Below are 26,529 nucleotides of genomic sequence, written 5' to 3' on the forward strand. Positions count from 1 at the left end.
GTGCCTGGAGTCTAGGAGCGGTAGTCACCATTGATTGAGATGTACTCGTGCGTGAGGTCACAGGTCCACACGGTCGTTGCCGCGTCGCCTGCGCCCAGGTCGGCCGAAATCACGATCTCGGGCGCCTCAAAACGTCGCAGGGCCTCGTCCTCGTCAAAAGGAACAGTCAGGCCATCGCGGCAGACGGGCATGCCCATCATGTCGATGGAAACGTCTTCCTGATTAAACTTTACGCCGCACTTGCCGAGCGCCATGGCAACGCGACCCCAATTGCAGTCGTGGCCAGCGATGCAGGTCTTGACGAGCGGCGAGTTGGCGACGGCACGGGCGGCGATATCGGCTTCCTCGTCGTTGGCGGCGCCGGTGACGTTAACCGTCACGAGCTTTGACGCACCCTCGCCATCGGCCGCGATGTTACGTGCCAGGCTCTCGCACACCTCGTGCACGGCAAAGGCCAGCTCGTCAAAGGCGTCAGTGCCCTCGACGATGGCCTCGGCATCCACGGCGGCAGCGCCAGAAGCCAGCATGATACAGGTGTCGTTGGTCGAGGTATCGGAATCGACCGTCACTTTATTAAAGGTCTGTTTAACGGTCGAGAGCAGTAGGGTGTGGAGCGCCGCCGACTCGACGGGGGCATCGGTAGTAATGACCGCGATCATGGTGGCCATATTGGGCATGATCATGCCCGATCCCTTGCACATGCCGCCCACCGTATAGGTATTGCCTGCGTGCCCCGCGGCCTCGCTGCTGTAGCGAACGGCATACTCCTTGGAATGCGTATCGGTCGTCATGATGGCACGGGCTGCATCGGCGCCGCCATGGGCAGAGAGTGCCTCGTAGGCGGACGGAATTGCCGTCTCAAACGTGTCGATCGGCAGAATCTGTCCGATCACGCCCGTGGAGGCAACTAAAATCTGTTGGGGTTCACAGCCAATGACCTGCGAGGCGATATTGCACGTCTCACGCGCACAGGCAAGGCCGGTCTCGCCCGTGGCGGCGTTCGCGTTGCCGGAGTTGATTGAAACACCGGCGATGATGCCATAGCCCTTGTCCGTACCGCCCAGGTTGGCACGGCTCACCTGCACGGGCGCCGCACAAAAGCGGTTAGTCGTAAACACGCCGGCCCCGGGACAGGGTTTATCGGGCACAACGAGCGCGTAATCCAGGCGCTCGGGATTCTTGCGGAATCCGGCATGGATGCCCGCCGCCTTAAAGCCGGCTGCCGCCGTTACGCCGCCCTCTACGGCACGAATCTTGATATCGAACTGCTCAGCATTCATCGTCTTTACGACTCCTTATGTCAAACAAAAAATGGGCATCGGTTGGTGCGCCATGCCAGCCACAATCATGAGACCAGCTTAAAAGTGGCGCCAAACTCGATACCCGACTACCAAATCGTTAATAATCGAATGTGCTACACCGGGCACGCCACTGTGGGCAAGCCTCGTCGCTCGTCAAAACCAAAGACGATGTTGGCGCACTGGACCGCCTGGCCCGCAGCGCCCTTGCACAAATTGTCGATGGCGCCCGTCGCCACCAGCACGCCCGCACGCTTGTTGAGCGCAAGGCCGATCTGGGCGGCATTGGTACCGACAACCGAAGCCGTCTTGGGCTGCTGGCCGGCATCGAGCACGCGCACAAAGGTACGACCGGCGTAGAACTTCTTGTAATGGTCGACGGCATCCTCAAGAGTCAGCGCTTCGAGAGCCTGCGTTGCGAGCGGCAGCGTCACCGTAGAGAGCAGGCCGCGCTTGAGCGGTGCCAGGTGCGGAGTAAAGACGACGCGATCGGTAAGGCCCAGAATTTGCTCGATTTCTGGCGTATGGCGATGTTTTCCTACGCCATAGGCCTCCAGATTCTCGTCCGCGCTGCAAAAATGGGTGCGGGTGTTGCACGACTTACCGGCACCCGTCACGCCACTGATGGCGTCGACGACTACGGGGCCGCTCTGGGCCACCCAGCCCGCACGCACGGCAGGCGCGGCAGCAAGACTCGTTGCGGTGGGATAGCAACCGGCGCAGGCGACCAGTACGGGCTTGCCGTCGGCGTGGTCGGATGCAGCGGTCTCTAAGTCCTGGCAGAACAACTCGGGCAGACCGAAGGCACGTGTTTTAAGCAACTCGGGGCTCGTGTGCTCGGCGGCATACCATGTCTCAAAGACGGACGCGTCGCTCAGACGGTAATCGGCCGAAAGATCAAAGCAAGAGACACCCGACGCAAGCAGAGCGGGCACCTGTGCCATGGCAGCCGTGTGCGGCACGGCGAGAAATACCGCATCGCAGCTCTTGAGTTCAGGGGCGTCATGCGTGGTGAAAACCAGATCGCTCACGCCAGCAAAGCTCGGATACACCGCGGACAGCAGCTGGCCGGCATCGGCGTTGGACGTAATGGCAACAAGTTCAAACTCGGGATGGCCGAGCACGAGGCGAATAAGCTCGGCGCCGGCATATCCAGCCGCGCCGACGATTCCAACCTTTAAAGACATATCGGACTCCTTGTCTGCGGTCTTATGCGTCGTTGCGCATTCCGCAGCCGTCGTTATGAGGTAGGTTGAAACTTTAGCACCCGAGAATGCATATTTACGCAAATAATTTGTGTCTTCATGCATTGAAGCATACCCGACACATTCGCTTGAAAGAATTGACAAAAAATAAGCGAGCTCTGCATTAGCCGCAGCGCATCATACTGCTGGCCAATGCGGAGCCCACCTTATACGGAATACCAAACTTAAGGGTCGCCCAGAGCAGCCTAGAGCTCGACCGGAACCCATTCGTCGTGATTGCAGATAAAAGCCTCGGGGTCCTCGACGCTAAAGAAGACAAGCGTGGGATCGTTAGGCCCCTCATAGTGCTCGCTCAAGCGCTCAAGATGCTTCCACCCGGCCTCGCGCATTTCATCCGAAGCCCGGTCGTCCAGACCCGCACGTCCGCGCAGGATCAACCAACCATGGCCCGGCCACCAACTCGTGGCCTCAAAGCGCTGGTTTTGCAGCAGCTCTTGCCACACATCTTTGGTGCGCGCCGTTACAAACCACAGTTTGCCGTCCTGAATCTGCGCAAACGAGAACGGACGCACATGCGGCTGCCCGTCCACGCTCGTCGCTAGGTACCACGCCGGCACCGACGTCAGATACTCCAGCACCGTATTCAATCCGTCCACGTTTCCTCCTGTCATCTGACCAGTCTTTTTGGAATGGGCAGCCAATTTGGGAAATTAAAGCTCGAGGAGCTCTTCGCTGCCGTCGATATCGCAGAACCGCGCGGCGATGTTGCGGACCGAGAAGAACGCAAGGCGGTCATCGTTGGCACTATCGTGTTGCTCGCCAATGCCCACCATGTGCTTAAAGCCCGTCTGGCGCACCTTGTCACTCACGAATGCATCGTCCTCGAGTGCGGCCTCGCCAGTTAACACGATCCAGCACTCCCCCGGCTTCCAGCCCGACACCTCAAACTTGGGATTCTTGCTCAACTCCGCCCACACGTCCTTGTCGCGCGACGTGCAAAACCACAGCTTGTCGTTATCGACCATGGCAAACGAAAACGGCCTCACGCGGGGCTGATGCCCGTCGTTTGCATCGGTCGTGGCAAGATACCACGCCGGAATGCGCCTGAGATACGAGCAGACGCGTTCGAGCTGAGCCGTGCGATCGATGTCGGTCATAGAGACCCCTTTCTTGCGCTCGAATCGAGCTTAGACGAGTTGAAGATTGATAACGACAACGCATGCCACCAGCAGCGCCATCGCCACCGCGGCCAGTGCATCCCCGCGGCCAAACGTAAGCGCATGCAGACGCGTGCGTCCCCGCTCGCCGTGATAGCAGCGCGCATCCATGGCGGCCGAAAGCGTCTCGGCATGACGGAACACGCCAGCAAACAGCGGAATCGCCACACTGCCGAGCATGCGCACGCCACCGAGCGGACCGCCCGTCACGCGCGCGCCACGGCTTGCCTGTGCATCGGCCGTCTGTTTCATCTCGGTGGCAAATTGTGGCATAAACCGCAGTGCGATACCCATAATCATGCCGAGCTCGTGCGCCGGAAGCCCCACGCGCGCGAATGGTGCGAGCAGGCGCTCAAAACCCGCGGTGAGGTCGAGCGTCGGCGTGGTGAGCGTAATGGCGCTCATGCCGGCCATCATCATCGTCAGACGACACGCCATAAACGTCGCAGAACGCAGCGAGCCCTCGCTCACCTGCAAAAAGCCAAACTGCCACAAAATGCGGCCACTCTGATCGGAAAACAGGTTGAGCACCGCGACCACCACGACAATCGCCAGCAGTGGTGCCATCGACGATAGGACCCGACGCAACGGAACCCGGGCCGCGACATAGACCAGCACGACAAAAATTTCGACCGGAACCAGCCCGCGGAAGCTGCCGACGGTGAGCGCAGTGATCAGAAATGCGAAACCTAGGAGCAACTTAGTGCGCGGATCCAGGCGATGCACTGCGCTTTCCCCCGGATAGTAGCTGCCAAATGAGAATGCCTCCATTAGCAGCCCTCCTCTTGCGTGGCCATCTTGAAACCAGCCTGACGCGACGCCCTCAAAGGTCCGTCCGCGCAGCCTAGCAGCATGCCGGACAGCTCGTCGGCCAGCGACTCAACCGTATAAAGCTTGTCGCAGCGGAGCGGCACACCGGCTTGCACGAGCGACAATGCCATGCGCTGCGCAGCGGGAACGCCCAAACCGATCGATTTGAGCTCGTTCGCGTGCGCAAAAACCTGTGCGGGCGTTCCATCGGCAAACACCGCGCCCTCGTTCATCACAACGATACGGTCACAACAATTTGCCAGGTCATCCATGCTGTGCGAAACCATGACAACGGTCAGGCCCTCACGATGGAGCCGATCGATGAGCTCCAGGAAATCCCTGCGCGCAGCCGGATCGAGCCCCGCCATGGGCTCGTCGAGCACCAGGACCTCGGGCTCCATGGCGAGCACGCCGGCAAACGCCACGCGGCGCTGCTGACCGCCCGAAAGCTCAAAGGGGCTCTTGTCGCCTATCGCGGCAAGGTCGAGGCCCACGCGCGCAAGCGATGTTGTGACACGGCGAACAACCTCGTCTTGCGGCAGGCCAAGGTTGCGCGGGCCAAACGCCACGTCCTGCGCCACGGTCTCGGCAAATAGCTGGCGCTCGGGATACTGAAACACCACGCCGACCTTGGCCTTAACCGCGGCGGCGCCTTTCTTGCTTGATAGGTCGAGCCCCAGTGCGCAAACGCTCCCCTCCTGTGGACGAATCAGCCCGTTGAGATGCTGAACCAGCGTTGATTTACCCGAGCCGGTATGACCCGCCAGGCCCAGAAACTCGCCGCGACGCACCGTCAGCGAAACATCACGTAGCGCCCAGGGGCTGTTTGGATCGTTGCCCCAAAGAGCCTGTTTGCCCGATGCGCCCACAGTGGTCGAGCGCTTGCGCCATCGGCGGCGCTCGCGGGCGCTCAGCGACCAACTATGCGAGAGGTGCGAAATCTCGATGACGGGTTCCGACGCGACCATCCCGTCGGCTGCAGAGGATGCATGGTCAAGCACACGAGAATCGGATGCGGAGGGCCGCCCAGCGACGTCCGCCCCGCTCCGCTCAGCATAAACCTGTGCAATCTCGGCGACCATATCCGCCTCACGCACCTGCGCGCAAACGGGTACGCCCTTCGCGCGGAGTGCCCTACCTAGACAGCACGACGCCGGCATATCCAGGTTGAGCTGGGCAAGTTCGTCCGCCCGCGTCAAGATTTCCTCGGGCGCACCGAGCATGGCAACGCGCCCCGCCCGAAACACCGCGACACGATCGGCCTCGGCGGCCTCTTCCATAAAGTGCGTAATCATCACGATGGTCATGCCGCGATCGTGCAACGCGCGGCAAACCTTCATGAGGCCCTTACGTCCACGCGGATCGAGCATCGAGGAAGCCTCGTCCAATATGAGCACGCGCGGTTCCATGGCGAGCACGCCGGCAAGCGCCACGCGCTGCTTTTGGCCGCCCGAAAGTGCATGGGTCTCGTGGCGCTCAAAGCCCACCAGGCCCACACCCTTCAGCGCCTCGCGTACGCGCTGCGCAATTTGCGCCGATGGCACGCCAAGGTTTTCGGGACCAAACGCAACATCGTCCTCGACAAGCGTCGCCACAATCTGGTCGTCGGGATTCTGGAACACCATGCCCGCAGTCGAGCGGATGTCGTAGACCAGCTCGGGATCGGACGCGTCCATGCCGTTGATACGCACCGTTCCTGCATCGGGCTGCAGCAGCGCATTCAGATGCTTGGCAAACGTCGACTTGCCCGACCCATTGCCGCCGAGGATGCAGAAAAACTCGCCATCCTCGATGTTCAGATCGATACCGTCGAGCGCCGGCGTGACACCGTCATAGCTAAAGGAAACGCCTCGACAATCAATCATGCGCGGCCTTTGACCTGGTTCTTTTTAGGCGTGATGAGGTTGGAGACCGCCTTGTACACTGCAAGCGTGAGCACCGAGTTGAGCACGGTCTTGATAAGGTTGAACGGCAGCACGGCAGGAACCATGAGCGGAGCGATCGCATCGACCGAGCCATACCAGAACCATACGCCAATGGTAAGGTTTGCAACCATAGACAGCGCCGTAGCGGCAATGACGCCGAACACCAGGCCAATCACGGCACCCTTATAGGTATGCATCTTCTGGTAGACGATAGCCGCGGGCAGAATGTAGCCCAGCGTGGCAACCAGGTTCATAAGCGCACCGACCCAGTCACCCGTGGTGAGCGCGTGAATAACGATAGCCATAGCGGCAACAGCAGTACCGGCGCCGGGACCATACGCAAACCCGCACACCATCGCCGGCACCAGCGACGGGTCGTAGGTCAAAAACGGCGCCGAAGGAAGGATGGGCAGCTGCACGTACATAAACAGGGCGCCCAAGGCGCACATCAGCGCCATGGTAACGAGCTGTTTGGTGCTCCACCTATTCGTGTTCTCAAAATGGATATGCTGCGACTGTTCAGACATAAGATCACCTGCCTCTTTCATCCGGACTCTAACCGTTGGTACTGGGATCTCACCAGTTCAGCCGACATGCGAACCAACGCACGCACGGGTCGCGGACTCATCGGCTCGGACGCAGGTACCTCGCCTGCGCCACGGCGCCCCTCTGGCACCGTCCGATTTACCGCCAGTGGGGAATTTCACCCCGCCCTGAAACAGCAATTCCAAGTCTAGCACGGGCAGGCTTTCGCGCAAGTACGCCAAAGGTAATTTGTGGTGGGGATCAGTTGCCGCAATAACCACGTTCCCCACCCTCCCCAAAGTAACGCGCTTTTCGCGGCAAAGCCGCGAAACAGCGTCCGGGATACGTATCCCCAACAACCACGTCCTTCTCCGCGAGCCGACTTCAAGGCCGTAAACGCAGGGGATCCGGGGGGCGTGACGGGGTTTCTCTCCGGAACATTCCGCAGGACGCAAAGAGGCTCCGCAGCGCGAAGCGCGATGCGGAGCCTCTTTGCATGTCCGAGGACGTTCCGGAGAGAAACCCCGTCACGCCCCCGGGATTCCCGGTGGGAGTTCTAGACCTTGTCGGCCTTAGTACATACCGCCGCCCTGCTGACCAGCGGTAGCAGCAGCGATAGCATCCTCAAGCTGAGTGTTCTTGGGCACATCGGAAACCGTGGCCTCGGTGATGAGGATCAGGCTGGCGACAGAAGCAGCGTTCTGCAGGGTGACGCGGCTGACCTTGACGGGGTCGAGGACGCCCATCTCGATCATGTCGCCCCACTCGCCGCTGGCAGAGTTGAGACCCTGGCCAGCGGGCAGCTCGGCGACCTTGTCGACCACGACAGCGCCCTCAAAGCCAGCGTTCTTGGCAATGGTTGCGACCGGAGCGGTCAGAGCCTTCTTGACGATGTCGACGCCGATCTTCTCCTCGGGGTCGTCGATCTCGACTGCATCGAGCGCAGGCACAGCGTCCATGAAGGCGACACCGCCGCCAGCGACAATGCCCTCCTCGACAGCAGCGCGGGTTGCCTGCAGGGCGTCCTCGACGCGATGCTTGATCTCCTTGAGCTCGGACTCGGTGGCAGCGCCGACCTTGATGACAGCAACGCCACCGGAGAGCTTGGCCAGGCGCTCCTGGAGCTTCTCGCGGTCGAAGTCAGAGGTGGTGTTCTCCATCTCGCCCTTGATCTGAGCAATACGGGCGTCGATGGCCTCCTTGGAGCCAGCGCCGCCGACGATGACGGTGTTGTCCTTGGAGATGGTGACGGACTTAGCGGTACCGAGCATATCGGCGGTGATGTCAGCGACCTTCACGCCCAGCTCGTCCAGAGCAGCCTGACCACCGGTGAGGACGGCGATGTCCTCGAGAATGCGCTTGCGGCGATCGCCGTAGCCCGGAGCCTTGACGGCGCAGACGTTGAGGGCGCCGCGGATCTTGTTGAGGACGAGGGTGGGCAGAGCCTCGCCGTCGATGTCCTCAGCGATGATGAGCAGGCCACGGCCAGCGCGCTGGACAGCCTCGAGAACAGGCATGATGTCCTGGACGCTGGAGATCTTCTGGTCGGTGATGAGGATGTACGGATCCTTCATCACGGCCTCCATGCGGTCGTTGTCCGTGACGAAGTAAGCGGAGACGTAGCCCTTATCGAACTGCATGCCCTCGACGGTGTCGATGGTGATGTCGAACGTCTGGGAATCCTCGACGGTGATGACGCCGTCCTTGCCCACGACTTCCATGGCCTCGGCGATCTTCTCGCCGACCTCGGGGTCACCGGCGGAGATGGTACCGACGGAAGCAATCTGCTCCTTGGTCTCGACCGGCTTGGCCTGCTTCTTCATCTCGGCGACGGCGGCGTTGACGGCCTTGTCGATGCCGCGACGGATGGCCAGCGGGTTGGCGCCAGCGGCGACGTTGCGAAGACCGTCGTTAACGATGGCCTGAGCGAGCAGGGTTGCGGTGGTGGTGCCGTCACCCACGGTGTCGTTGGTCTTGGTGGCGACCTCCTTCACCAGCTGCGCACCCATGTTCTCGATGTTGTCCTCGAGCTCGATCTCCTTGGCGACGGAAACGCCGTCGTTGGTGATGGTCGGGGCACCGAACGTGCGCTGCAGGGCGACATAGCGGCCCTTGGGGCCCATGGTGACGGTAACGGCATCGGCCAGAGTGTTGACGCCCTTGGCGAGCTTAGCGCGGGCATCGGTATTGAACGTAATGTTCTTTGCCATGGTAGGTAATCCTCCAAAAGAAATGTGACTCACGTCGCCGCTTCCGAGTCCTATGCGGCGACCGCGTTCAAAGACGAATCAGAGAGCCTGATGAGACTAGGCCTCGACGACGGCGTAAATGTCGTCGGCGCGCATCAGCAGATACTTCTCGCCGTCGACCTTAACCTCGTTGCCACCGAACTTGCCGTAGATGACAACGTCGCCTTCCTTGACGTCCATGGGGATGCGCTCACCCTTGTCGTTGACCTTGCCAGCGCCAACGGCAATGACGGTGCCGCGCTGCGGCTTCTCCTGAGCGTTGCTGGCGATATACAGACCAGAAGCGGTCTTCTGCTCGGCCTCGTCGGGCTTGACCAGAACACGATCTGCAAGCGGCTTCAAAGACGACATGCTTGTCTCCTCCTTTTTGGGCCGCGTGGTTATGCCACGCGAATTAACCCTATTTGTTTGCGTACGCGTTGAATGGTACCCACGAATGGCGGGTTATACAACACAGAGTCAAAAAATCTTATTTTTTGGCACTTAGATTTTCTGAATGCCGGGGGGATAACTTGTGCGCAGCTCCCGTGTGGCGCCGGAGGGGCGGGGCATAAGGTTTCCTGCTCGGGCAGTCCTGCTCGCACGAAGGCCACATTAAGTGGCCTTCGGCTCGTGCGGAACTCGCGATAAACCTTATATCCCGCCCCTCCGGCGCCACACGGGAGCCAAGTTAACTAGTTCGGGCGCGGCATTCAGAAACGTCAGTGCAGCAAAATGGCGATGCAGATGGGAACATGGGCATGGCTTTCGCTGCACGCACGGGTCCCCTGGGGAGCACCGTGCATTTTTGGGAGTATTCAGCAGACCAGGATGGCTGTATACGCGCCAGACACATCTTATTGGTCCCAAGGACGCCTTCGACCGGCGATTTGGGTCGGCAGGCAGACCCCATCAGGGCATAAAGGCATGCCTCGTGCCTGCCCGGACGCCAAAATGACGTCAATCCCCATGACATTACCCAACCGCAACGGCGCCGGCAGAGCTCGCAGTGCTGAATACTCCGTTTTTTGCACGGCCCAGGCGGGGGTACATCAGGGCCAGAAAGAACATCCCAACCTTTTTATGCAATCTGTAATGGGAAGTATGCAAAACACCATGAGGCAGCATTGCAAATGTCCAATTTGAACGCGCGAGGCAGCAGCGCCTCCACCCCACGCACAAATCCGACAGAGCAGGGACGCTCATAACGAGTCCCCACCGATATGCAGACGTGGCTCGAGCGCCATCCCAAAATAAGTCGCCCGGGCCGCGTTTAACGACACGGCATGAGCATCAGCGCTCGTAGATTACGTTACCTGCCAGGTAGGTGGCCTGAACGTTGGTGGCCTGAAGCTCTTGGGGGTCAACAGTGAGCGGGTTTTGGTCCAGGACTACCAGGTCAGCATACTTGCCGGGCTCCAAGCTGCCGAGGTTTTGCTCGTCGCCTGCTGCATAGGCGCTGCCCAAGGTGTAGTTGCGCAAAGCCGTTGCCGCGTCGATGCGCTCGCTCGGCAACCAGCCGCCCTCGGGCCAGTGGCTTTTGGGGTCCTGGCGCGTGATAGCCGTGTAGAGCACGTCCATGCTGGTAACGGGCGTGATGGGGCTGTCGGTACCGAAGGCTTGGCGAATGCCGCGCTGCTTATAGGTTGCGAACGGCCACATGATGCGGCTGCGCTCCAAGCCCAAATCGCGCTCCGGTCCACCCGGGTCGAGCGTAATGTGGCAGGGCTGGCTCGAGGCGACGACGTTGAGCTTGCGCAGGCGGTCGATGTCCTCGGGCAGGAGGTTCTCCAGGTGCTCGAGCGTGTTGTGGCCGTGCTGGGGCAGGCCGTACAGACCGGCGGCTTCCTCGAAGATATCCAGCGCGGCATGAATCGCACCGTCGCCGATAACGTGGATGCGCACGGCGCGGCCGCGCTCCGCAGCCGCCAGAACCAGCTTGCGCATGCGCTCGGCGGAAACCGTCAGACGGCCTTGGTCGCCCGGGAAGCGCGGATTGGTATAGGGCTCGGTGAGATATGCCGTATGTTCGCTCGACACGCCGTCAAAGAACTGCTTAAAGCCCGGCGCCGAAAGCAGTGCGTTGTTCGCGTAACGTGCCTGCAGCTCTTCTAGACGCGACTGGTCATCCAGCAGCGTGGGGAACAGATGGGCACGAATGCCCAGCTTGCCGGCTGTCTGCAGTTTGTCGTAGACGTCGTCGCGGATAAAATCGCAGCCCGGCATGGGCATGAGCGACATGTCGCAGATCGAGGTGATGCCCTGCTCGGCCATGCGCCTCATTTGATCGGCGTAAGCGCTTGCGATGCGATCTTCGCCCAGCCACTCAAGGCAGCGCGGCAACAGCTGCATGGCAGCCGCCTCGTGAGCAATGCCCGTGAGCTCACCGTTTGCGTCCTTGTCGTAGCTGCCGCCCGCTGGCGGCTCGCTATCGCGCGTGACGCCGAGCGCCTCGAGAGCGCGACTGTTGAGCCACAGCGTGTGGCCGTCGCCCGAGTACATAACGCAGGGACGATCGGGAAATACCGCATCGAGCGACGCCTTGGTAGGATGCTCGGGCGGGTCCCAACGGTAGTCGCGCCAGCCCTGCGTCACAACCCAAGCGTCGTCGGGCAGATCCTGGGAAAACTCGAGCGCGTGCTGTACCAGCGCCACCTCGGACGTGCCCCCATCCATGAGCATATACGGCGAGGAACCGACCGAGGTATGAAAGAAGTGCAGATGAGCGTCATGGAAACCGGGGCAGACAAACTGCTCGCCGTAGTCGATAACCGGCGTGGCGGCAGGCGCGGCGGCGATCACGTCATCGGGCTTGCCGACTGCGACGATACGGTCGCCTGCGATGGCAATCGCCAGCTCACGGGCGGTATCGATGCCATCTTGCGAGGTAAAGACGTTCTTAGAGCGGATAATCCGATCGATATGTTGCATGGGCATCCCCATCTCTGGCAGGAAATTCAACACCCCCGAGTGTACTCCACCGCCACAGCTGCAAAACGTCAAGCGGTAAACGGCACCTTTCCCAACCCCAACGGCCCCGCCTGCCCCTTGGGGACGGGGTAGAAATGGTAGATTTCAAGCTTGAAAGCCGCATCCAAGGCTGCGTGCACAAGCAATTTGGACCTGTCAAGGTTACGGAGGTATCCATTTCTACCATTTCTGCCCCGTCCCCAAGTGGCAGGTGGCATACTGGAAAGAGCCTGTACGATTTTGCGATAAACCAGCAAGGAGCAAATCGACCATGACGAAGACCAAGGCACAGCAGATTATGGCAGCGACCGAGGCCCGCGCGGCTGATGACGTCACCGCAGCCATCCAAGATATCGCCGCCGAGTTTGAGCCCTACATCATCAAGCAGCGCCGGCACTTCCATAAGCACCCGGAGCTGAGCCTCGCCGAAGAGCGCACGACTTCCGACATCGCCAACCAGCTCGACGCCATGAATATCCCCTACGAGCGCCCGCTTAAGACGGGCCTGGTGGCGACCCTTCGCGGCACCGCACCCGACGCCTACCGCGAGGACGGCACGCCGCGCCGCCGCATCCTGCTGCGCGCGGATATCGACGCCCTACCCGTCACCGAGCAGACCGGCGAGGAGTTCGCCAGCGTCAACGAGGGCTGCATGCACGCCTGCGGCCACGACTGCCACATTGCCATGATGCTCGGCACGCTACAGATCCTGCGCCATATGACCGACGACATCCACGGCGAGGTCCGCATCGTCTTCCAACCCAGTGAGGAAAACGGCCAAGGCGCCAAACTCATGATCGGCACGGGTGTGCTCGACGGCGTCGATGGCGCCTACGCCGCACACATCTGGAGTGAGGTCGACGCCGGCACCGTAAGCTGCGAGCCCGGTCCGCGCATGGCCAATACCGACTGGTTCCGCATTGATGTCCGCGGCACCTCGTGCCACGGCGCCATGCCCCAGCGCGGCCACGACGCCGTCATGGTGGCGGCCGAGATCGTCAACGCCCTGCAGACCATCGTTTCGCGCGAGATCAGCCCCTACGAGCCGGCCGTCATTACCGTCGGCGAGCTGCACGGCGGCACCGCGCGCAACGTTATCGCCGGTACCGCCTACCTCGCCGGCACGGTGCGCACCTATGGCGATTCGACGCACGAGGAAATGCCCGAGCTCATGCGTCGCATCGTAGAGCACACTGCGGCGGCCCTGGGCGCCGAGGCTGAACTTACCGACTACACCATCGCCAACTACAAGGTCGAAAACGACGTCGCCTCGAGTGAGCGTTGTCGTCAGGCCGTGGTCAAGTGTCTGGGTGCAGCCAGCGAAGGCCATTATCGCGGCACGCTTTCGGGCGAGGATTTTTCGGAGTACCTGCGCCGTGTACCGGGTGTGCTTGCCTTTGTGGGCACGCGCAATCCCCAGATCGGCGCCACGTACGCCCAGCACTCCTGCTTCTATAAGATCGACGAGAGCGTGCTCGCCAAGGGCTCCATGGTAGCCGCTCAGTATGCCATCGACTTTTTGGCCGAGCCCACGCAAGAGGAGCTCGACGGCCCCGCTATCGCCGCGGTTGCCGAGACCAATCCCGATCTGGCAGCCAAGCTACGCTCTGCCAAGGCAACGGCCGCCGAGGCCCGCGACGCCATGCACGACGCCCGCACCGCCCGCCATGCCGCCATCAAGGGCATTCACGATGCCCGTGCCGCCGCTCGCCACGAGGAGAAGCACAACGAGTAGTCGAATCGCGACCATCTCGCAGCCGTAGCCACATCGCGATGTCAAAGCGGGGGCGGACGTTTCGACACGTCCGCCCCCGCTCATTCGTCAAGCACTATTTCTACCATTTCCACCCCGTCCCCAAATGGCAGGTGACAGGGCTACTCGTCTTGCGGGTCCTCGTCGGAGCTTGGCGCGGGCTCCGTCGTGGGCTCGGACTCCGTCGTGGGCTCGGACTCCGGCGCAGATCCCGGGGCAGACTCAGGCTCGGGCTCAGGCGCGACATCCGGAGCGCTGTAACCCGAAGGAGCGGACTTCTTCTCGAAGGGCAATACAAACGTCAGGACGTCGTCCTTATCCTCGTCGGCCCACTCGCTTGCATAACGTGCGACCCAATAGCCAACGGCACGGTGCTTGAGCATCTTGCCAAAGACCGTTAGAAATACGGTGACGAAAGCGATCAGCACCAGGAACAGCACGAGTGAGATGCCACCGCCGGTAACAATTGCCTCAATACCCGTAGGACGATAGTAGTAGCTATACATACCGACAGAGGCAATAGCGCCAAAGACCGCCGTCAAGATCCATGTGACAACGTTGGCAACCAGGCCCGTCAAAAACTCGGGAAGGAATGAAGCGCAAAACAGCTTGGTCTTATTGTTCTTAAAGGCCGCCCAGACCTTGTCGAGCGAAAACGCGCTCTCGACGCGACCGGTCACCGCAAAGTGCATCACGGCAATATCGGCGAACATCTTAAAAAAGACTCCCAAGACCGCCGTGGCAATCATAGCCAGGACAAGCAGGCCAAGCGAGCCAAACAGCGCAGTCTCGAGCGCATAAGAGCCGTAATGCGAATACGAGCCCGCCGCGCCAATTACCACGCTCTCCACCAGCGAAAGCACTACGCCAATAACGGGAATGGCAGCGATAATCTCGAGCACGACCGAAATAACACTCGAAAAGACCCCGAGGCCAAACGATGTGGAACGCATCAACGGACGATCCATGCCGTCATCGATCTTAAGCGACAGGTCGCGACCCCACTCGATGCCAAAGCCCGAACCGCACACACTCGCCACGCAGGCGGCCAAAAAGCCGATGGCAGCTGCAATACCGCCGATAACGGGAATGAACAGCACGAGCACCGACACGACACAGATAAGCGCCGGCAAAAAAGCAATCTGGCACACGCGCTGCAGCACGCCCGGAGTCTTGGTCATGTCTTGGAACGCCTGAGCCACACAGCCCTTGGGCACGTTCATGGAAGGCTGGGGGACAAATTGCTGAGGCTGACCCTGAGGAGCGGAGGCTGCAGCACCGGCATTAGGGGCACCGCACACGCCGCAGAACTTGTCGTTATCGCCCATAGGGGCACCACACTGCGAACAGAACATCGAAATCATCCCTTCGTATCTAGAGCGAATTACCTGGATCGCAAACGACGTCTTTGGCAACATTATCGCCCAATGTGGGGACAAATACCCCAAGATGACCGATTTGAAACGTAGGCGGCTTTATTCAATGGTTCGAAGGGTATATCCGCGCTAGTTCGTGCCGCGGAAGCCCTTGCCCACGATCTCGGAGCTGTCAACGATCGTGATAAACGCATCTGGATCGATATCGCGGGTATAACGGCGCAGTTGCACTGCTTCGCGACGGCTCAGCACGCTCATGATCACTGTGACGCAATTGCCCGAGAAGGCACCGTAGCCGCGGCTGATCGTTGCCGTGCGGTTGAGATGCTTGACGATAAACTCCTCGACTTTGCGCGGTTCGGCGCAAATAATCGTACAGACCTTGCGCAAGTGAATGCTCTCGATGGCCTTGTCGACCACAAGCGTCTTGGCAAACAGGCCGAGCACGCAGTACAGGCCAACGCGCGGACCGTACAAAAAGGCCGCGATGGTCACGATGCCGATATCGACCAGTAGCAAGGCGCGACCAATCTCGAGCGTCGTACGACGCTTGAGGATCATGGCAAGGATATCGGTGCCGCCCGTCGAGGCGCCAATGTCAAAAACAATGGCACTGCCCAGCGCCGGCAAAATCACGGCAAAGCACAGGTCGAGCCACATATCTCCCGTCATCGAAACATCCGTCGGAATGAAGAGCTCAAACAGCGAGACGTAGGCCGAAAGCGCAAACGAGGCAAAAACGCTCCAAAGGATTGCCTTGCGCTCCAAAAAGATAAAGCCCAAGACGACGAGAACCGCATTGATGATCCACATAAAGACGCCGACGGGCAGAGTCGGGAACAGCGTGGAAAGAATGACCGACACGCCCGAGGTTCCGCCGAAGGCAAAATGATTAGGGGTTTTAAACGCAACGATGGCAAAGGCCGTAAGGATCAGGCCCAGATTGAGCTCGGCGAAAAAGCGCGGGAAGCCCGGCTCCTGGCTGCGCTTTTGGCCGGCACGCTCGCCGCGCTCGATATCGGCGCGATCGACCACGCGCTCCATCGGCACCACGGGAGGACGATGCACCTCCTCGGCGGCACGCGATGCCGCCTCTGCCGCGGCGGCCTCAATCGCCCATGCCTTGCTTTCTGTTTCGTGCTCGTCAGCCATTACGGCAACCCCTCGTTAACAATTTGGAAACAATGCGCCCATTAGGGTAACGCGGAGCGCGAAGATTGCAACCCCTAGTTAGACGAGCGGTATGACTACATCGAGGGCATATAGAAAACGGTCGACCGCACTTTTGCTTGCGCGGTCGACCGTTTAGCGTTTTCGCAGGTAAAACCGATCGAAACAAACCTGTCCCTATTTGGTAGGTTACTCGTGCTGGCTGGTGCGGTGCTCGTACTCCTCGGGGGTGATGACATCCTCGATGCGCAGGTTGACGCCTGCCACCTCAAGGCCGGTCATCGCGGCCAGACGCTCGGTCACGCGCGCCTTAACGTCGTCGAAAATCGCGGGTGCGTAGGCACCGTACTCGATAATGACGGAAATGTTGACGACCACGCGGTTGTCATCGGTGACCTCGACCGTCACGCCCTTGGTCAGGTTCTCGGCACCAAACTGCTCCTGAACAAAGTGCATAAGGTTGCCCTTCATGCCCAGGACGTGCGGCACCTCGCGGGTGGCCATGGCGACGATCTTCTCGATCACACCGTTGGAATAGGTCAGCGAATCCTCGGACTCGTCCGCTTCCTCGTCATCCTCGTCCGCATCGTCGGCGGGCTCGGCCTCGACGAGCGCCCCGTCCTCGAGCGTTACGTCCTCAGCCTCGGCGGCGACGGTCTCGTCTGCCTCGAGCTCGGTATCGGCCACATCGACCTTCGTGTTAAAAGCCATGGTTCCTCCTTATGCCCACCGCACACGCGGCGGTCGAATACATACTAGCGGCCGCTAAACAGACGGCCGAAGAAGTTGACGATCCCGTTCTCGCCGTCACGGATCTGGCCAATCACGGCGCCGATCAGCACAAAGAATGCGATGACGAGTGTGTCCCACAGGCCGAGCGTGAGCACCAGCACGGCGAGCACAAAACCAGCGACGGCTCCGAGCGTGGTGTTGGGATGACGGACGGCATAGCTCCAGATGGCCGCCCCCGTACCCTTGATGAGACCCATGGCCTCGTCAAAGTCGCTGGCGGCGCTGTCGTGGTGCTCGCCGGCCTCGGGCTTGGTGTCGGCGGACTCGCCTGCCGGCGTAGCGTTCTGGTCGATCGTCAGGCGCGGGGTGCGGACGGTCTTGTCTTGATTGGTATCACTCACCGGAAACCTCCACGGTCTGGACGGTAGTCTTGGACGGCAAAAAACGGACGCGCGCGGTCGTGCCCGGCGTGCCGAGCATGGTGTCGCAGGCCTCCTCGATACGTTGCTGCATCGCGGTTGCAAGGGAGGCCACGTCCCGGTCATCGAGCGCGATGGCGTCGACCTTAAAACGGACGAGCGATTCGTCGGAACCCTGCACGCGCGCCTCGACATGCTCGACCATCACACGGTCGTCGCGCTCTGCCGCAGCGCGAGCGCACGAGGAAAGCGCTGCGAGGGTGACCTCGATGTTGCGCTCCCCCGCCGGATGTACGCAGGACGGCTCGCGACGCGCGAACATCAGGCGGAAAAACCCGATGAGCACGCCAAGTGCCACGATGGCGGCGCACACCGTAACGACGACGCGAGGCATGGTGTCACGCAACAGCAGCATAAAGCGATACGTATACGGTCCCCAGAACTGGCAGACAAGCGTGCCCAGCGCCACGATGGCGGCGGCAAGGTACACGATTGCTAGGGCTCGTTTGAGTACGCGCACGCGCGCTCCCTTCAGGTTTCGGTCCACAGAATGCAAAACGATTCGCATCATTATAAAAGAGCCGGGTCCGGTGCCATACGCACGCGGATCCGGCTCATCTATTCCACGAGGCTTGTATGCTCGCTTCATTATGCCCAGATATGCACAGCTTAACCCGTGCAGGCGCTACTCCTCCTCGAGGGCAGCGATGACCTCGTCGGTCATGTCCATGGTGCTGTAAACATCCTGAACGTCGTCGAGCTCCTCGAGACGGTCGATGAGGCGCTGGACCTTCTTGGCGTCGGCACCGGAGACCTCGGTCGGGGTGTTCGGAACCATAGTGGTCTCGGAGCCCTTGACCTGGATGCCCTGCTCCTCGAGCGCCTTGGAAACAGCCATGACGTCGTTGGCGGCGGTCCAAACGATCCACTCCTCGCCGGCGTCCTCGTAGTCGTCGCCACCGGCCTCGGCGATAGCCATCATGAACTCTTCCTCGTCACCGGCAGCACCGTTGGCGATCATGGTCTCCTTCTTGGCGTTCTCGTCCAGGATCTCCTTGGCGACGACGATCTGGCCCTTGCGCTCAAACTGGAAGGCGACGGAGCCGGAGGTGCCCAGGTTGCCGCCAGCGTGGGAGAAGGCGGAACGGACATCGGCGGCGGTACGGTTGCGGTTATCGGTCAGGCAGTCGACGTAGACGGCAACGCCGGCGGGACCATAGCCCTCGTACACGATGTTCTCGTAGACGGCGGCATCGGCACCCGAACCGAAGGCCTTGTCGATAGCGGACTTGATCTTGTCCTTGGGCATGGACTGAGCCTTAGCCTTGGCAACGGCAGCGGCGAGGCTGGCGTTGTTCTCGGGCAGCGGGTCGCCGCCGAGACGGGCGGCAACGGTGATGTTGCGGCTCAGCTTGGAGAAGAGGGCGGAACGCTTGGCGTCCTGCGCGCCCTTACGATGCTTGGTTGTGGCCCACTTAGAGTGTCCGGACATACGTGTCTCCTATCGGTTTCGACCTAAAGCCCAGCGCAGATGCTCGGGCAATATAAACAAACGTCGTTATGATATACCTAGTGGCCTGCGAGATAAACCCCAAAATGAAGGCGTCGTGATGATGCAGCCCCCCTTGGTGCAAAGTAACCTGTCCCCTTTGCACCAAGTTAGGACCAGAGGAGGTCGCTGCGGGTGATGGTGGCGCCGATGGCAAAGGGCATGCAGGCGATGACTGGATACAGGTAGCGCATGTAGGTCGAGCCGTTGCAGGGACCGATCAGGCACACGGCGAGCACGCCCAGCAGCGGCACCCAAATGGCCAGCCCGCGCCACGAATGACGACGTAGCAGATAGACCACCACAGCGATCATGATCCACACATAGGTGGCCGAGCTCATGGTGAGCGAGATAAACGGGATGCGTTGTACTGCCACGCGATACAGGTTGATCAGGTGGTCGCACCAGCGCACAACCTTGCTATCGACCGGATGGAAGTCGAAGTACTTGAGGTTATCGGGCTTCGCCATGATCTCGGCACTGCGCGCCGTGCTGTAGACCCACGCATCGCGGGCACTCGGATAAAAGTAGCCGTAGTAGTTATTGATGAGCGCCGAGATATAGCACTCGGGATCCTTTTTGAACATCTGGGCCCACACCTCAAAATAGGCCTTGATGTCCTCCTGTGAGGCGTACTCGTTAAAACAGTTTTTTACGGCATCCGACTTGTCGGGGTTGTAGCGGCGGCCCAGATTCTCGTACTTGAGCACCCGATCGATCGCAGCGCGTTCCTTATCGGTCACCAGACCGTCGCAGGGAGCTTCCTCAATCGTGCCGTCGTCTTTGACCTTGGGGTTAACGCCCGAATTAAGGCCGTCGTGCTTTTGGACGAAGCGCGCCGTCTGTTGAAACGGAATCGAGAGGATCTCGCGCTTGGAGCCCGGCGTGATATCGTGCGCGGGCATAAAGACCTTGGTAAAGTACATGTTGGAGGCAAGGCAGAGCACGAGCACCGCGAGAACGCCGGCCCAGCGGAAGCGCGGCGTGGCGCATGAGGGTGCGACGCCAGACTGTTTGACCACGCGACGGGCCACATGCGCGTCCCAGGCGCAAAACGCCGCCGCGATCACGCAGGCCGCCAACGGAAAGACCAGGCCGCCATTGCGCAAAAACGTGGAACCCATGGCGCCCAGCACGAGCAACAGCCAGTCGTGGCGCGCAAAGAGCACAGGCGTGCGCTCGCCCGCACGCTCGGCATTGACATCACGACGGGGCAGGCCACATGCCACGAGCTTGACGGTCTGAACGAGCAGTACCAGAAACGCATCGGCAAACAGTACGTCTTTGGTCAGCAGCGCCGCGTAGTTGGAGAACATCGGCATAAACGCAAAGAACAGCAAGATGACGCCGCGGACCGGCAGGCTCACGCCCAGCTTGCGCAGCGACGATATGGAATAGGCCACGCAGGCGGCCGTGATGACAAATTGGGCGCAGGTGTAGATGGCTAGACCCGCATTGGCGCTATTGAATAGCGAAAACCCCAGTTGCACACACGAGCCGATGATGGCCGTGTGCACCACCGGATGATGGCCGTTGAGCAGCACGTTGGGGTTAAGCAGGCGCAGGTAGTCGCTCGTGCCATTGGGGTAGTTGAACCATTGGCGAATCTGCGCGCCCGTATCTCCCATAAAGAGGCCGGGCAGCGAGGCGATAAGCGTGGGCGCCCAGACAATCATGAGTACAAGAAACGGCCCAACAAAAGGATGGACCGAGAGCACGGCGTGGGTAACACGCCACACGCGGCCAAAATGCGCCTCCGAAAACGGAATGCGGCGGGAACTCAACCAATCCAAAAACTCAAAAGCCAGATAGAAGGACACAATCGCCAGAAGCATCCAGCCCGCGCCGCCAATCCAGGCGCAGATAACGCGCGCCTTGTCGCCCAGCACAATCTCGGCCGAATCGGTGAGGTCGTAACTGCGGCCGAACACCATGCAGACGGCAAAGAACAGCGACGGCAGCACGACCGAGGGGCGCCAAGCGTCACCGCGGCCAAAGAACACATAGCGAAACGGCAGCGTGAGCAGGCAGGCCAGCGCGAGCAGCATCACAGCGTCGGTATGGCCGGCAAATGAGAGGAGTACCTCGTAGCACACGTAAAGCATGCCCGTCGCCTTGGGATCGATCGCCAGGACCGCGTTGCTCGACACCGGGGCGGGATCGATGGAAAACGCCGTGGTCGCCAGCAGGGCGAGCAAAAATGCGACGAGCGTCTGCTTGGCGGGATAGCGCTTAAACCAAACGATGCGGGCGGCGTCGCGTGCAGCCGTTGTGGAGAGATCGGAATCCTTCACAGTCCGAAAAGCCTTTCTAGAAACCTGCCAAAAAGGGACAGGTTTATTTTGGCAGGTTTTATCTGGGGAAACGTTACGGTTCTGTCATCGTTGCCTGGCAAAACCGCCACAAAGGCGCCTGTCCCCTTTGTGGTGGTATGTGATGGTTAGGCGTCGAGATAGATGCGCTGGGGACGGTTGCGACGGAGGGCAAAAATGATGAGCGCCAGGCCCGCAATCACGAGCGGCAGACTCAGCAGCTGGCCCATGGTGATGACGCCGCCCAGCAGATAGCCCAGCTGGGCATCGGGCACGCGCACGAACTCAACGAAAAAGCGGACAATGCCGTACCCCATCACGAACACGCCCATAAACGTACCCTGGGGCAGCAGCGGTTTTTTGCGGCTGAGCACCTGCAGAATGCAAAAGAGCACAATGCCCTCGAGAAATGCCTCGTAGAGCTGGGATGGATGGCGCGGCATATCGCCCGCGGTGCCGCCAAAGATCACGCCCCAGGGCAGATCGGTCGGCTTGCCCCACAGCTCGCCGTTGACAAAGTTGGCGCAGCGCCCCAGGCACAGGGCCAGCGGAGCACCGATAACGGCAAGGTCGGCGATGGTCCAGGCGTCGAGCTTGTACATGCGGCACACGAGCACGCCGCCGATGATGCCGCCCACCAGGCCGCCATGGAAACTCATGCCGCCTTCGTTGGTGGCAAAGATCTCGAGCGGATGCGCCCAGTAGTAGCCGTCACCGTAAAAGATGACGTAGAACAGACGGGCGCCAATGATGAGGCCAAAGACCACACCAACCACGACACTCATCAGGTCGTCGACCGTAATGTCAAAACCCCAACGACGCTGCGTGCGGTACATGACGACCGCCGTGAGCAGAGCTCCGACCACATAGGCCAAGCCGTACCAGTAGATGGTGATGGGCCCCGCCGAAATGGCGACAGGATCAAGCATATGGTAGAGGTCGTTGAGCATATCGGTCCCCCTGTTCCCTACATACAAATGCGGCCGCGGGCCTTTCGCTCGCAGCCGCACGTTTGGGCATGACGTCTATGCGGAGCACATCGCCCGCAGCTTTCGCTTCTCAGAACGGCGCATACTCGTCGTACAGATCCTCGGCCTCGCCGGAGGCATTGACCTGCTCGACACGCGTAACGCCGGGCACGTGCTCCTTGAGGATACGCTCGACGCCCATGGAAAGCGTCAGAGCGCTCATGGGGCAACCGGCGCAGGCGCCCTGGAGCTCCAGCTTGACGACGCCCTCGTCATCAACGCCCATATACTCCATGTCGCCGCCGTCGGCCTGCAGGTTGGGGCGAATCTCTTCAAGAACCTTCTTAAGCAGCTCTTCGTTAACAGCCACAGGGGCTCCTTTCTCACAATAACGCGGGCGCGCCCGCGGACAGAGCTATGTTACTACAGCCATGTACCCGCTCGCGAGCCGTCCATGCGCGCGGACACGACTTTCACGAGCAGTCAATTTGGGACGGGGCTTAATTAGCCGCTTTTGCCAACGCCCGGCGCTCGTACACGCTGCCGCTACTGCTGCGTTTGTTCCCCGGTACCAATGTGGACATCGACGATAACCTGGCGGAAGCTAATGCCACAGGAGTCGAGAATGCGGCGACTGATGCGGCCGTCGTCGGTGTCGGCGTACTTATTGTCCAGATAGACAACCTCGCCCACACCTACCTGCGCCAGGATTTTGGCACAGTCGTGGCACGGGAACAGTGTGACGTAGACCGTGGAACCCTCAAGGTCCTTGAGAGAGCCGCGGTAGTTGAGCACGGCGTTGGCCTCGGCATGAACTACGTAGTTATGCTTGTCCTGCAGCGGGTCATCGCTCGTGCCCCACGGGAAAAAGTCGTCGTTGAGCGCCGAGGGCGTACCGTTGTAGCCCACCGAAAGAATGCGGTGGTTGGTGCTGGCGATGCACGCGCCCACCTGCGTATTGGGATCCTTGCTGCGGCGCTGCGCGGCGATGGCCACGCTCATAAAGAACTCGTCCCAGCTAATAACGTCGCGGCGCTTGCCCGACGCGGTTTGATGAAGATCGTCCGACATGGCAGACACCTCCGAAATCGAAATAGTTTGGCCCATTGTAGCAGGTGAAAGGTGGGGCTGTTTCCTCCCGGCGCCGACGTCCTTGGCTTTATGCGCGGCGAGGCTTTTGGTTGATGCGGTACAGCTCGGCGAGACCCCGCAGCGTCAGCGCGTCGTCTACCGTCAGGCTGTGGCCGACCAGCGCCGCGAGCGCCTCGGCATCGTCGCCGGTGATGACAATGGGCACGCTGCCCTCGCCTGCCGCCTTGGTCGAGCGCATCTCGGCAAGCACCATGTCGAGCATGCCGTCGATACGGGCCACCTCGCCCAAGACCACGCCCGAGCGCATGGCCTCGCGCGTGTTGCGACCGATCACATGCGTGGGTGCCGAGGGCTCGACTTGCGGCAGGCGCGCCGCAGCGGCCGAGAGCGAGCGAGCGCCGAGCGCCAGCCCCGGCGCGATAACACCGCCGACAAAGGTTCCGCGCGCATCGATGACCTCGATATTGGTCGTAGTGCCCAGGTCGATCACGATGCACGGAGAGCCGTAGACGGCACGGGCCGCCACGGCGTCGGCGATGCGATCGGGACCGATCTCGGCCGGGTCGTCGTAGTGCACGGGCATGCCGGTCTTAAGTCCCGGCCCCACGGTGAGCACGCGCCCCGTGCAGGTACGGGAAAGTGCCGCCTTCCACGGGCGCTCGAGCGCCGGCACCACGCAGCTCAGCACTGCTGCCGCGGGAACGAGCACACCAGGCATGCCCGCATCGGCTGCCAGTGCGCCCATGACCCGCGCGAGCCTCATGCGCGCCTCATCGGCCGTAATGCTCGGCGGCGTCGTGATCTCGCACGTCGCAAGCGGGCATTCCTGCGCCGCGGCCGAATCCTCGGCAAACAGACCAAAGCGAATGAACGTGTTGCCCACGTCGACCGTCAATATATATGCGCACCCATTAAGCATCGTCGGCGCTCCTTTCGTCTGCCCAGCAGTATATCGCCTACCCGAACCAGCCATCCCAGGTAGTCATTTTGGGACGGGGCTATTTTAGCTACCCCAATATGTCGGTTGATATTTGCCCCAATCCCAGATAATTCGTCGACTGTCAAAGGGTAGCTAAAATAGCCCCGTCCCAAAATGACTACCTTGCCGCTATACTGATGCGCGGTCGTGCGCGAGCTCACGCGGCGGCCCGTGGTAACCCGACTTCCCGCGCCGTATCCGTAGCGGCGCTTGCGGGGGAAGCGGATATACGCAAAGGAGTTCTATATGGGCAATCCCTCGAACCGCACTTCTATGCGCGGTCAACTCACGCTGCGCGGCGTCGTCATCGGCGTCCTTGGCTGCGTGATTATCACGGCAAGCTCGGCCTACACGGCCCTCAAGATGGGCGCCCTCCCCTGGCCGATCATTTTCGCTGCCGTCATCTCGCTGTTCTTCCTTAAGCTCATGGGCAATGCCAGCCTCAACGAGGCCAACGTTACCCACACTATCATGTCCGCGGGTGCCATGGTCGCCGGCGGCCTGGCGTTTACCATCCCGGGCGCCTGGATGCTGGGCTATGCCGACCAGATCAGCTGGCTCGACATGTTTATCGTGGCGCTCGCCGGCACCATCTTGGGCCTTCTGGCAACGGCGCTCATCCACCGTCACTTTATCGTGGACGCCGCGCTGGAGTTTCCCACCGGCAACGCCGCAGCCCAGACCCTGCGTGCTACCGAGGCCGGCGGCAAGACCGGCAAGCAGCTCTTTGGCTCCATGGCCATCGCAGGCATCTATAGCGTGCTGCGCGACGCCCTGGGCGTGGTGCCCAGCATGCTGTGCACGCTCAATATCCCCGGCGTGACCTTTGCCATCTACAACTCGCCCATGTTGCTGTCCATCGGCTTTTTAGTGGGCTTTGCCCCCGTCGCCTTCTGGTTTGCCGGCGCGCTGCTGGGCAACTTTGGCATTATCGTCGGCGGCACCGCTGCCGGCCTGTTCGATATTGTGATCGCGCAGGGTATCGTCAAGTCCTTAGGTATGGGCCTTATGATGGGCTTTGGCGTCGCCGTCGTCCTTAAAGACATCCTGCCGCAGGTCGGCGGTATCGTCCGCGGTCTTGCCGCCGACAGCTCCACCGACACCGACGAGCAGTCGCTCATCTCGGGCTCGCTTAAGCTCGACGCCGGCATCATCGGCCTGGGTACCGCCTCCATCGCCGTGATCATCGCCGTCGCGCTCGACCTGGGTGCCGTCCCAGCCGTCATCGTCACGCTGTTCACCTTTGTCACCACCATCATGAGTGCGCAGAGCTGCGGCCAGACGGGTATCGACCCCATGGAGATCTTTGGCCTCATCGTCATGCTCATCGTAGCGGCCTTCGCGCAGCTTGCGCAGGTCAAGCTGTTCTTTATCGCCGGCATCGTGGCCGTGGCGTGCGGCCTTGCGGGCGACGTCATGAACGACTTTAAGGCCGGCGCCGTGCTGGGCACCAACCCGCGCGCACAGTGGATCGGCCAGGCCATCGGCGGCATCGTGGGCGCACTGGTCGCTGCCGCCGTCATGGTCGCGCTCGTCACCGCCTATGGTCCGGACGCCTTTGGTCCCGACAAGAGCTTTGTGGCCGCGCAGGCAAGCGTAGTCGCCACCATGGTCTCGGGCATCCCGAGTGTGCCGTGGTTCGCAGGCGGTTTTATCGCCGGCATCGTCATGTATTGGCTCGGCATTCCGGCCATGATGATCGGTCTGGGCGTGTACCTGCCGTTCTACATGTCGCTCACGGCCTTCTTGGGCTCCTGCGTCAAGCTCGCCTACGACAAGTGGGCCGCACACCGCGACGCCGCCGGTCTTTCGGGCAAAGAGAAGGCTGCCAAGGATGCTGCCTTCCAGGAGCAGGGCCTGGTCGTCGCCAGCGGCCTGTTGGGAGGCGAGTCTGTCGTTGGCGTTATCCTGGCGTTTGTCTCCGTCGGCCTGAGTCTGCTGGGCTAAACCCAACAACAACGTACCCGTACAGAGCGCAGGGTCGGAGACCATCCGGCCCCG

The 26,529-nt window shown here is 61.0% G+C and carries 23 protein-coding genes and 1 riboswitch; of the genes, 2 read left to right on the forward strand and 21 right to left on the reverse strand.

The features are described 5' to 3' along the window. Positions 1-11 precede the first annotated feature (11 nt). From argJ to ACTNBY_RS05030, 10 genes are all read right to left on the reverse strand, one after another. Positions 12-1,280 (reverse strand): bifunctional glutamate N-acetyltransferase/amino-acid acetyltransferase ArgJ, encoded by a 1,269-nt coding sequence (gene argJ / locus ACTNBY_RS04985; protein WP_441063640.1) that lies wholly within the window; start codon positions 1,278-1,280, stop codon positions 12-14. A gap of 134 nt (positions 1,281-1,414) precedes the next feature. Further along, positions 1,415-2,485, reverse strand: a complete 1,071-nt coding sequence (gene argC / locus ACTNBY_RS04990; protein ID WP_427795080.1) for an N-acetyl-gamma-glutamyl-phosphate reductase — start codon at positions 2,483-2,485, stop codon at positions 1,415-1,417. Positions 2,486-2,748: 263 nt separating this feature from the next. Beyond that, positions 2,749-3,159, reverse strand: a complete 411-nt coding sequence (locus ACTNBY_RS04995) for a pyridoxamine 5'-phosphate oxidase family protein (RefSeq protein ID WP_427718303.1) — start codon at positions 3,157-3,159, stop codon at positions 2,749-2,751. A gap of 54 nt (positions 3,160-3,213) precedes the next feature. Then, positions 3,214-3,660: a pyridoxamine 5'-phosphate oxidase family protein gene (locus ACTNBY_RS05000; RefSeq protein WP_441063642.1), complete on the reverse strand. Its 447-nt coding sequence runs from the start codon at positions 3,658-3,660 to the stop codon at positions 3,214-3,216. 30 nt (positions 3,661-3,690) lie between these two features. Next, positions 3,691-4,491 (reverse strand): energy-coupling factor transporter transmembrane component T family protein, encoded by an 801-nt coding sequence (locus ACTNBY_RS05005; protein ID WP_441063643.1) that lies wholly within the window; start codon positions 4,489-4,491, stop codon positions 3,691-3,693. Next, positions 4,491-6,395 (reverse strand): energy-coupling factor transporter ATPase, encoded by a 1,905-nt coding sequence (locus ACTNBY_RS05010; RefSeq protein ID WP_441063644.1) that lies wholly within the window; start codon positions 6,393-6,395, stop codon positions 4,491-4,493. Before ACTNBY_RS05010 ends, ACTNBY_RS05005 begins: the two co-directional genes overlap by 1 nt. Then, positions 6,392-6,982 (reverse strand): ECF transporter S component, encoded by a 591-nt coding sequence (locus ACTNBY_RS05015; RefSeq protein WP_229770605.1) that lies wholly within the window; start codon positions 6,980-6,982, stop codon positions 6,392-6,394. Before ACTNBY_RS05015 ends, ACTNBY_RS05010 begins: the two co-directional genes overlap by 4 nt. A gap of 5 nt (positions 6,983-6,987) precedes the next feature. Then, positions 6,988-7,180: riboswitch (FMN riboswitch) on the reverse strand. Between the two features lie 372 nt (positions 7,181-7,552). Next, on the reverse strand, positions 7,553-9,190 hold the full coding sequence (groL, locus tag ACTNBY_RS05020; protein ID WP_154514811.1) for a chaperonin GroEL: 1,638 nt from the start codon (positions 9,188-9,190) through the stop codon (positions 7,553-7,555). Between the two features lie 96 nt (positions 9,191-9,286). Further along, a complete protein-coding gene (gene groES / locus ACTNBY_RS05025) occupies positions 9,287-9,580 on the reverse strand; it encodes a co-chaperone GroES (protein WP_154514813.1) in 294 nt (97 codons plus the stop codon). Between the two features lie 921 nt (positions 9,581-10,501). Further along, positions 10,502-12,145: an amidohydrolase gene (locus tag ACTNBY_RS05030; protein WP_441063645.1), complete on the reverse strand. Its 1,644-nt coding sequence runs from the start codon at positions 12,143-12,145 to the stop codon at positions 10,502-10,504. A gap of 304 nt (positions 12,146-12,449) precedes the next feature. Between ACTNBY_RS05030 and ACTNBY_RS05035 the strand changes: the two genes are divergently transcribed. Further along, positions 12,450-13,913, forward strand: coding sequence for a M20 family metallopeptidase (locus tag ACTNBY_RS05035; RefSeq protein ID WP_441063646.1), 1,464 nt, complete (start codon positions 12,450-12,452; stop codon positions 13,911-13,913). A gap of 140 nt (positions 13,914-14,053) precedes the next feature. Here ACTNBY_RS05035 and ACTNBY_RS05040 read toward each other — a convergent pair whose 3' ends face one another. The 11 genes from ACTNBY_RS05040 to ACTNBY_RS05090 form a co-directional block, all read right to left on the reverse strand. Continuing rightward, positions 14,054-15,349: a zinc-ribbon domain-containing protein gene (locus ACTNBY_RS05040; protein ID WP_441063647.1), complete on the reverse strand. Its 1,296-nt coding sequence runs from the start codon at positions 15,347-15,349 to the stop codon at positions 14,054-14,056. An 87-nt stretch (positions 15,350-15,436) separates the two neighbouring features. Further along, entirely contained in the window at positions 15,437-16,459 is a 1,023-nt protein-coding gene (locus ACTNBY_RS05045; protein ID WP_427718279.1) for a YitT family protein, read from the reverse strand. A 207-nt stretch (positions 16,460-16,666) separates the two neighbouring features. Continuing rightward, entirely contained in the window at positions 16,667-17,188 is a 522-nt protein-coding gene (locus ACTNBY_RS05050) for an Asp23/Gls24 family envelope stress response protein (protein ID WP_154514821.1), read from the reverse strand. A 44-nt stretch (positions 17,189-17,232) separates the two neighbouring features. Continuing rightward, positions 17,233-17,610: a DUF2273 domain-containing protein gene (locus ACTNBY_RS05055; protein ID WP_441063648.1), complete on the reverse strand. Its 378-nt coding sequence runs from the start codon at positions 17,608-17,610 to the stop codon at positions 17,233-17,235. After that, positions 17,603-18,148, reverse strand: coding sequence for a hypothetical protein (locus ACTNBY_RS05060; RefSeq protein WP_195838499.1), 546 nt, complete (start codon positions 18,146-18,148; stop codon positions 17,603-17,605). The genes ACTNBY_RS05055 and ACTNBY_RS05060 overlap by 8 nt, the downstream gene beginning before the upstream one ends. Before the next feature lie 165 nt (positions 18,149-18,313). Beyond that, entirely contained in the window at positions 18,314-19,120 is an 807-nt protein-coding gene (locus ACTNBY_RS05065; RefSeq protein WP_441063650.1) for a YebC/PmpR family DNA-binding transcriptional regulator, read from the reverse strand. 167 nt (positions 19,121-19,287) lie between these two features. Next, positions 19,288-21,471 (reverse strand): DUF6020 family protein, encoded by a 2,184-nt coding sequence (locus ACTNBY_RS05070; RefSeq protein WP_441063652.1) that lies wholly within the window; start codon positions 21,469-21,471, stop codon positions 19,288-19,290. Between the two features lie 146 nt (positions 21,472-21,617). Next, positions 21,618-22,439, reverse strand: a complete 822-nt coding sequence (gene lgt, locus ACTNBY_RS05075; RefSeq protein ID WP_427747670.1) for a prolipoprotein diacylglyceryl transferase — start codon at positions 22,437-22,439, stop codon at positions 21,618-21,620. A 109-nt stretch (positions 22,440-22,548) separates the two neighbouring features. Beyond that, entirely contained in the window at positions 22,549-22,827 is a 279-nt protein-coding gene (locus ACTNBY_RS05080) for a NifU family protein (protein WP_370450539.1), read from the reverse strand. Positions 22,828-23,003: 176 nt separating this feature from the next. Beyond that, a complete protein-coding gene (locus ACTNBY_RS05085) occupies positions 23,004-23,528 on the reverse strand; it encodes a deoxycytidylate deaminase (protein WP_154514829.1) in 525 nt (174 codons plus the stop codon). 88 nt (positions 23,529-23,616) lie between these two features. Further along, positions 23,617-24,468 carry a type III pantothenate kinase gene (locus ACTNBY_RS05090; RefSeq protein ID WP_154514831.1) on the reverse strand — a complete coding sequence of 284 codons (852 nt, stop codon included), beginning with the start codon at positions 24,466-24,468 and terminating at the stop codon, positions 23,617-23,619. 306 nt (positions 24,469-24,774) lie between these two features. On the opposite strand from ACTNBY_RS05090, the gene ACTNBY_RS05095 reads away from it, so the two are divergent. Next, positions 24,775-26,475, forward strand: a complete 1,701-nt coding sequence (locus tag ACTNBY_RS05095; protein ID WP_441063654.1) for an OPT/YSL family transporter — start codon at positions 24,775-24,777, stop codon at positions 26,473-26,475. The last annotated feature ends 54 nt before the right edge of the window (positions 26,476-26,529 follow it).

This window comes from Collinsella sp. HCP28S3_E12 (assembly GCF_052065595.1).
GTDB lineage: Bacteria > Actinomycetota > Coriobacteriia > Coriobacteriales > Coriobacteriaceae > Collinsella.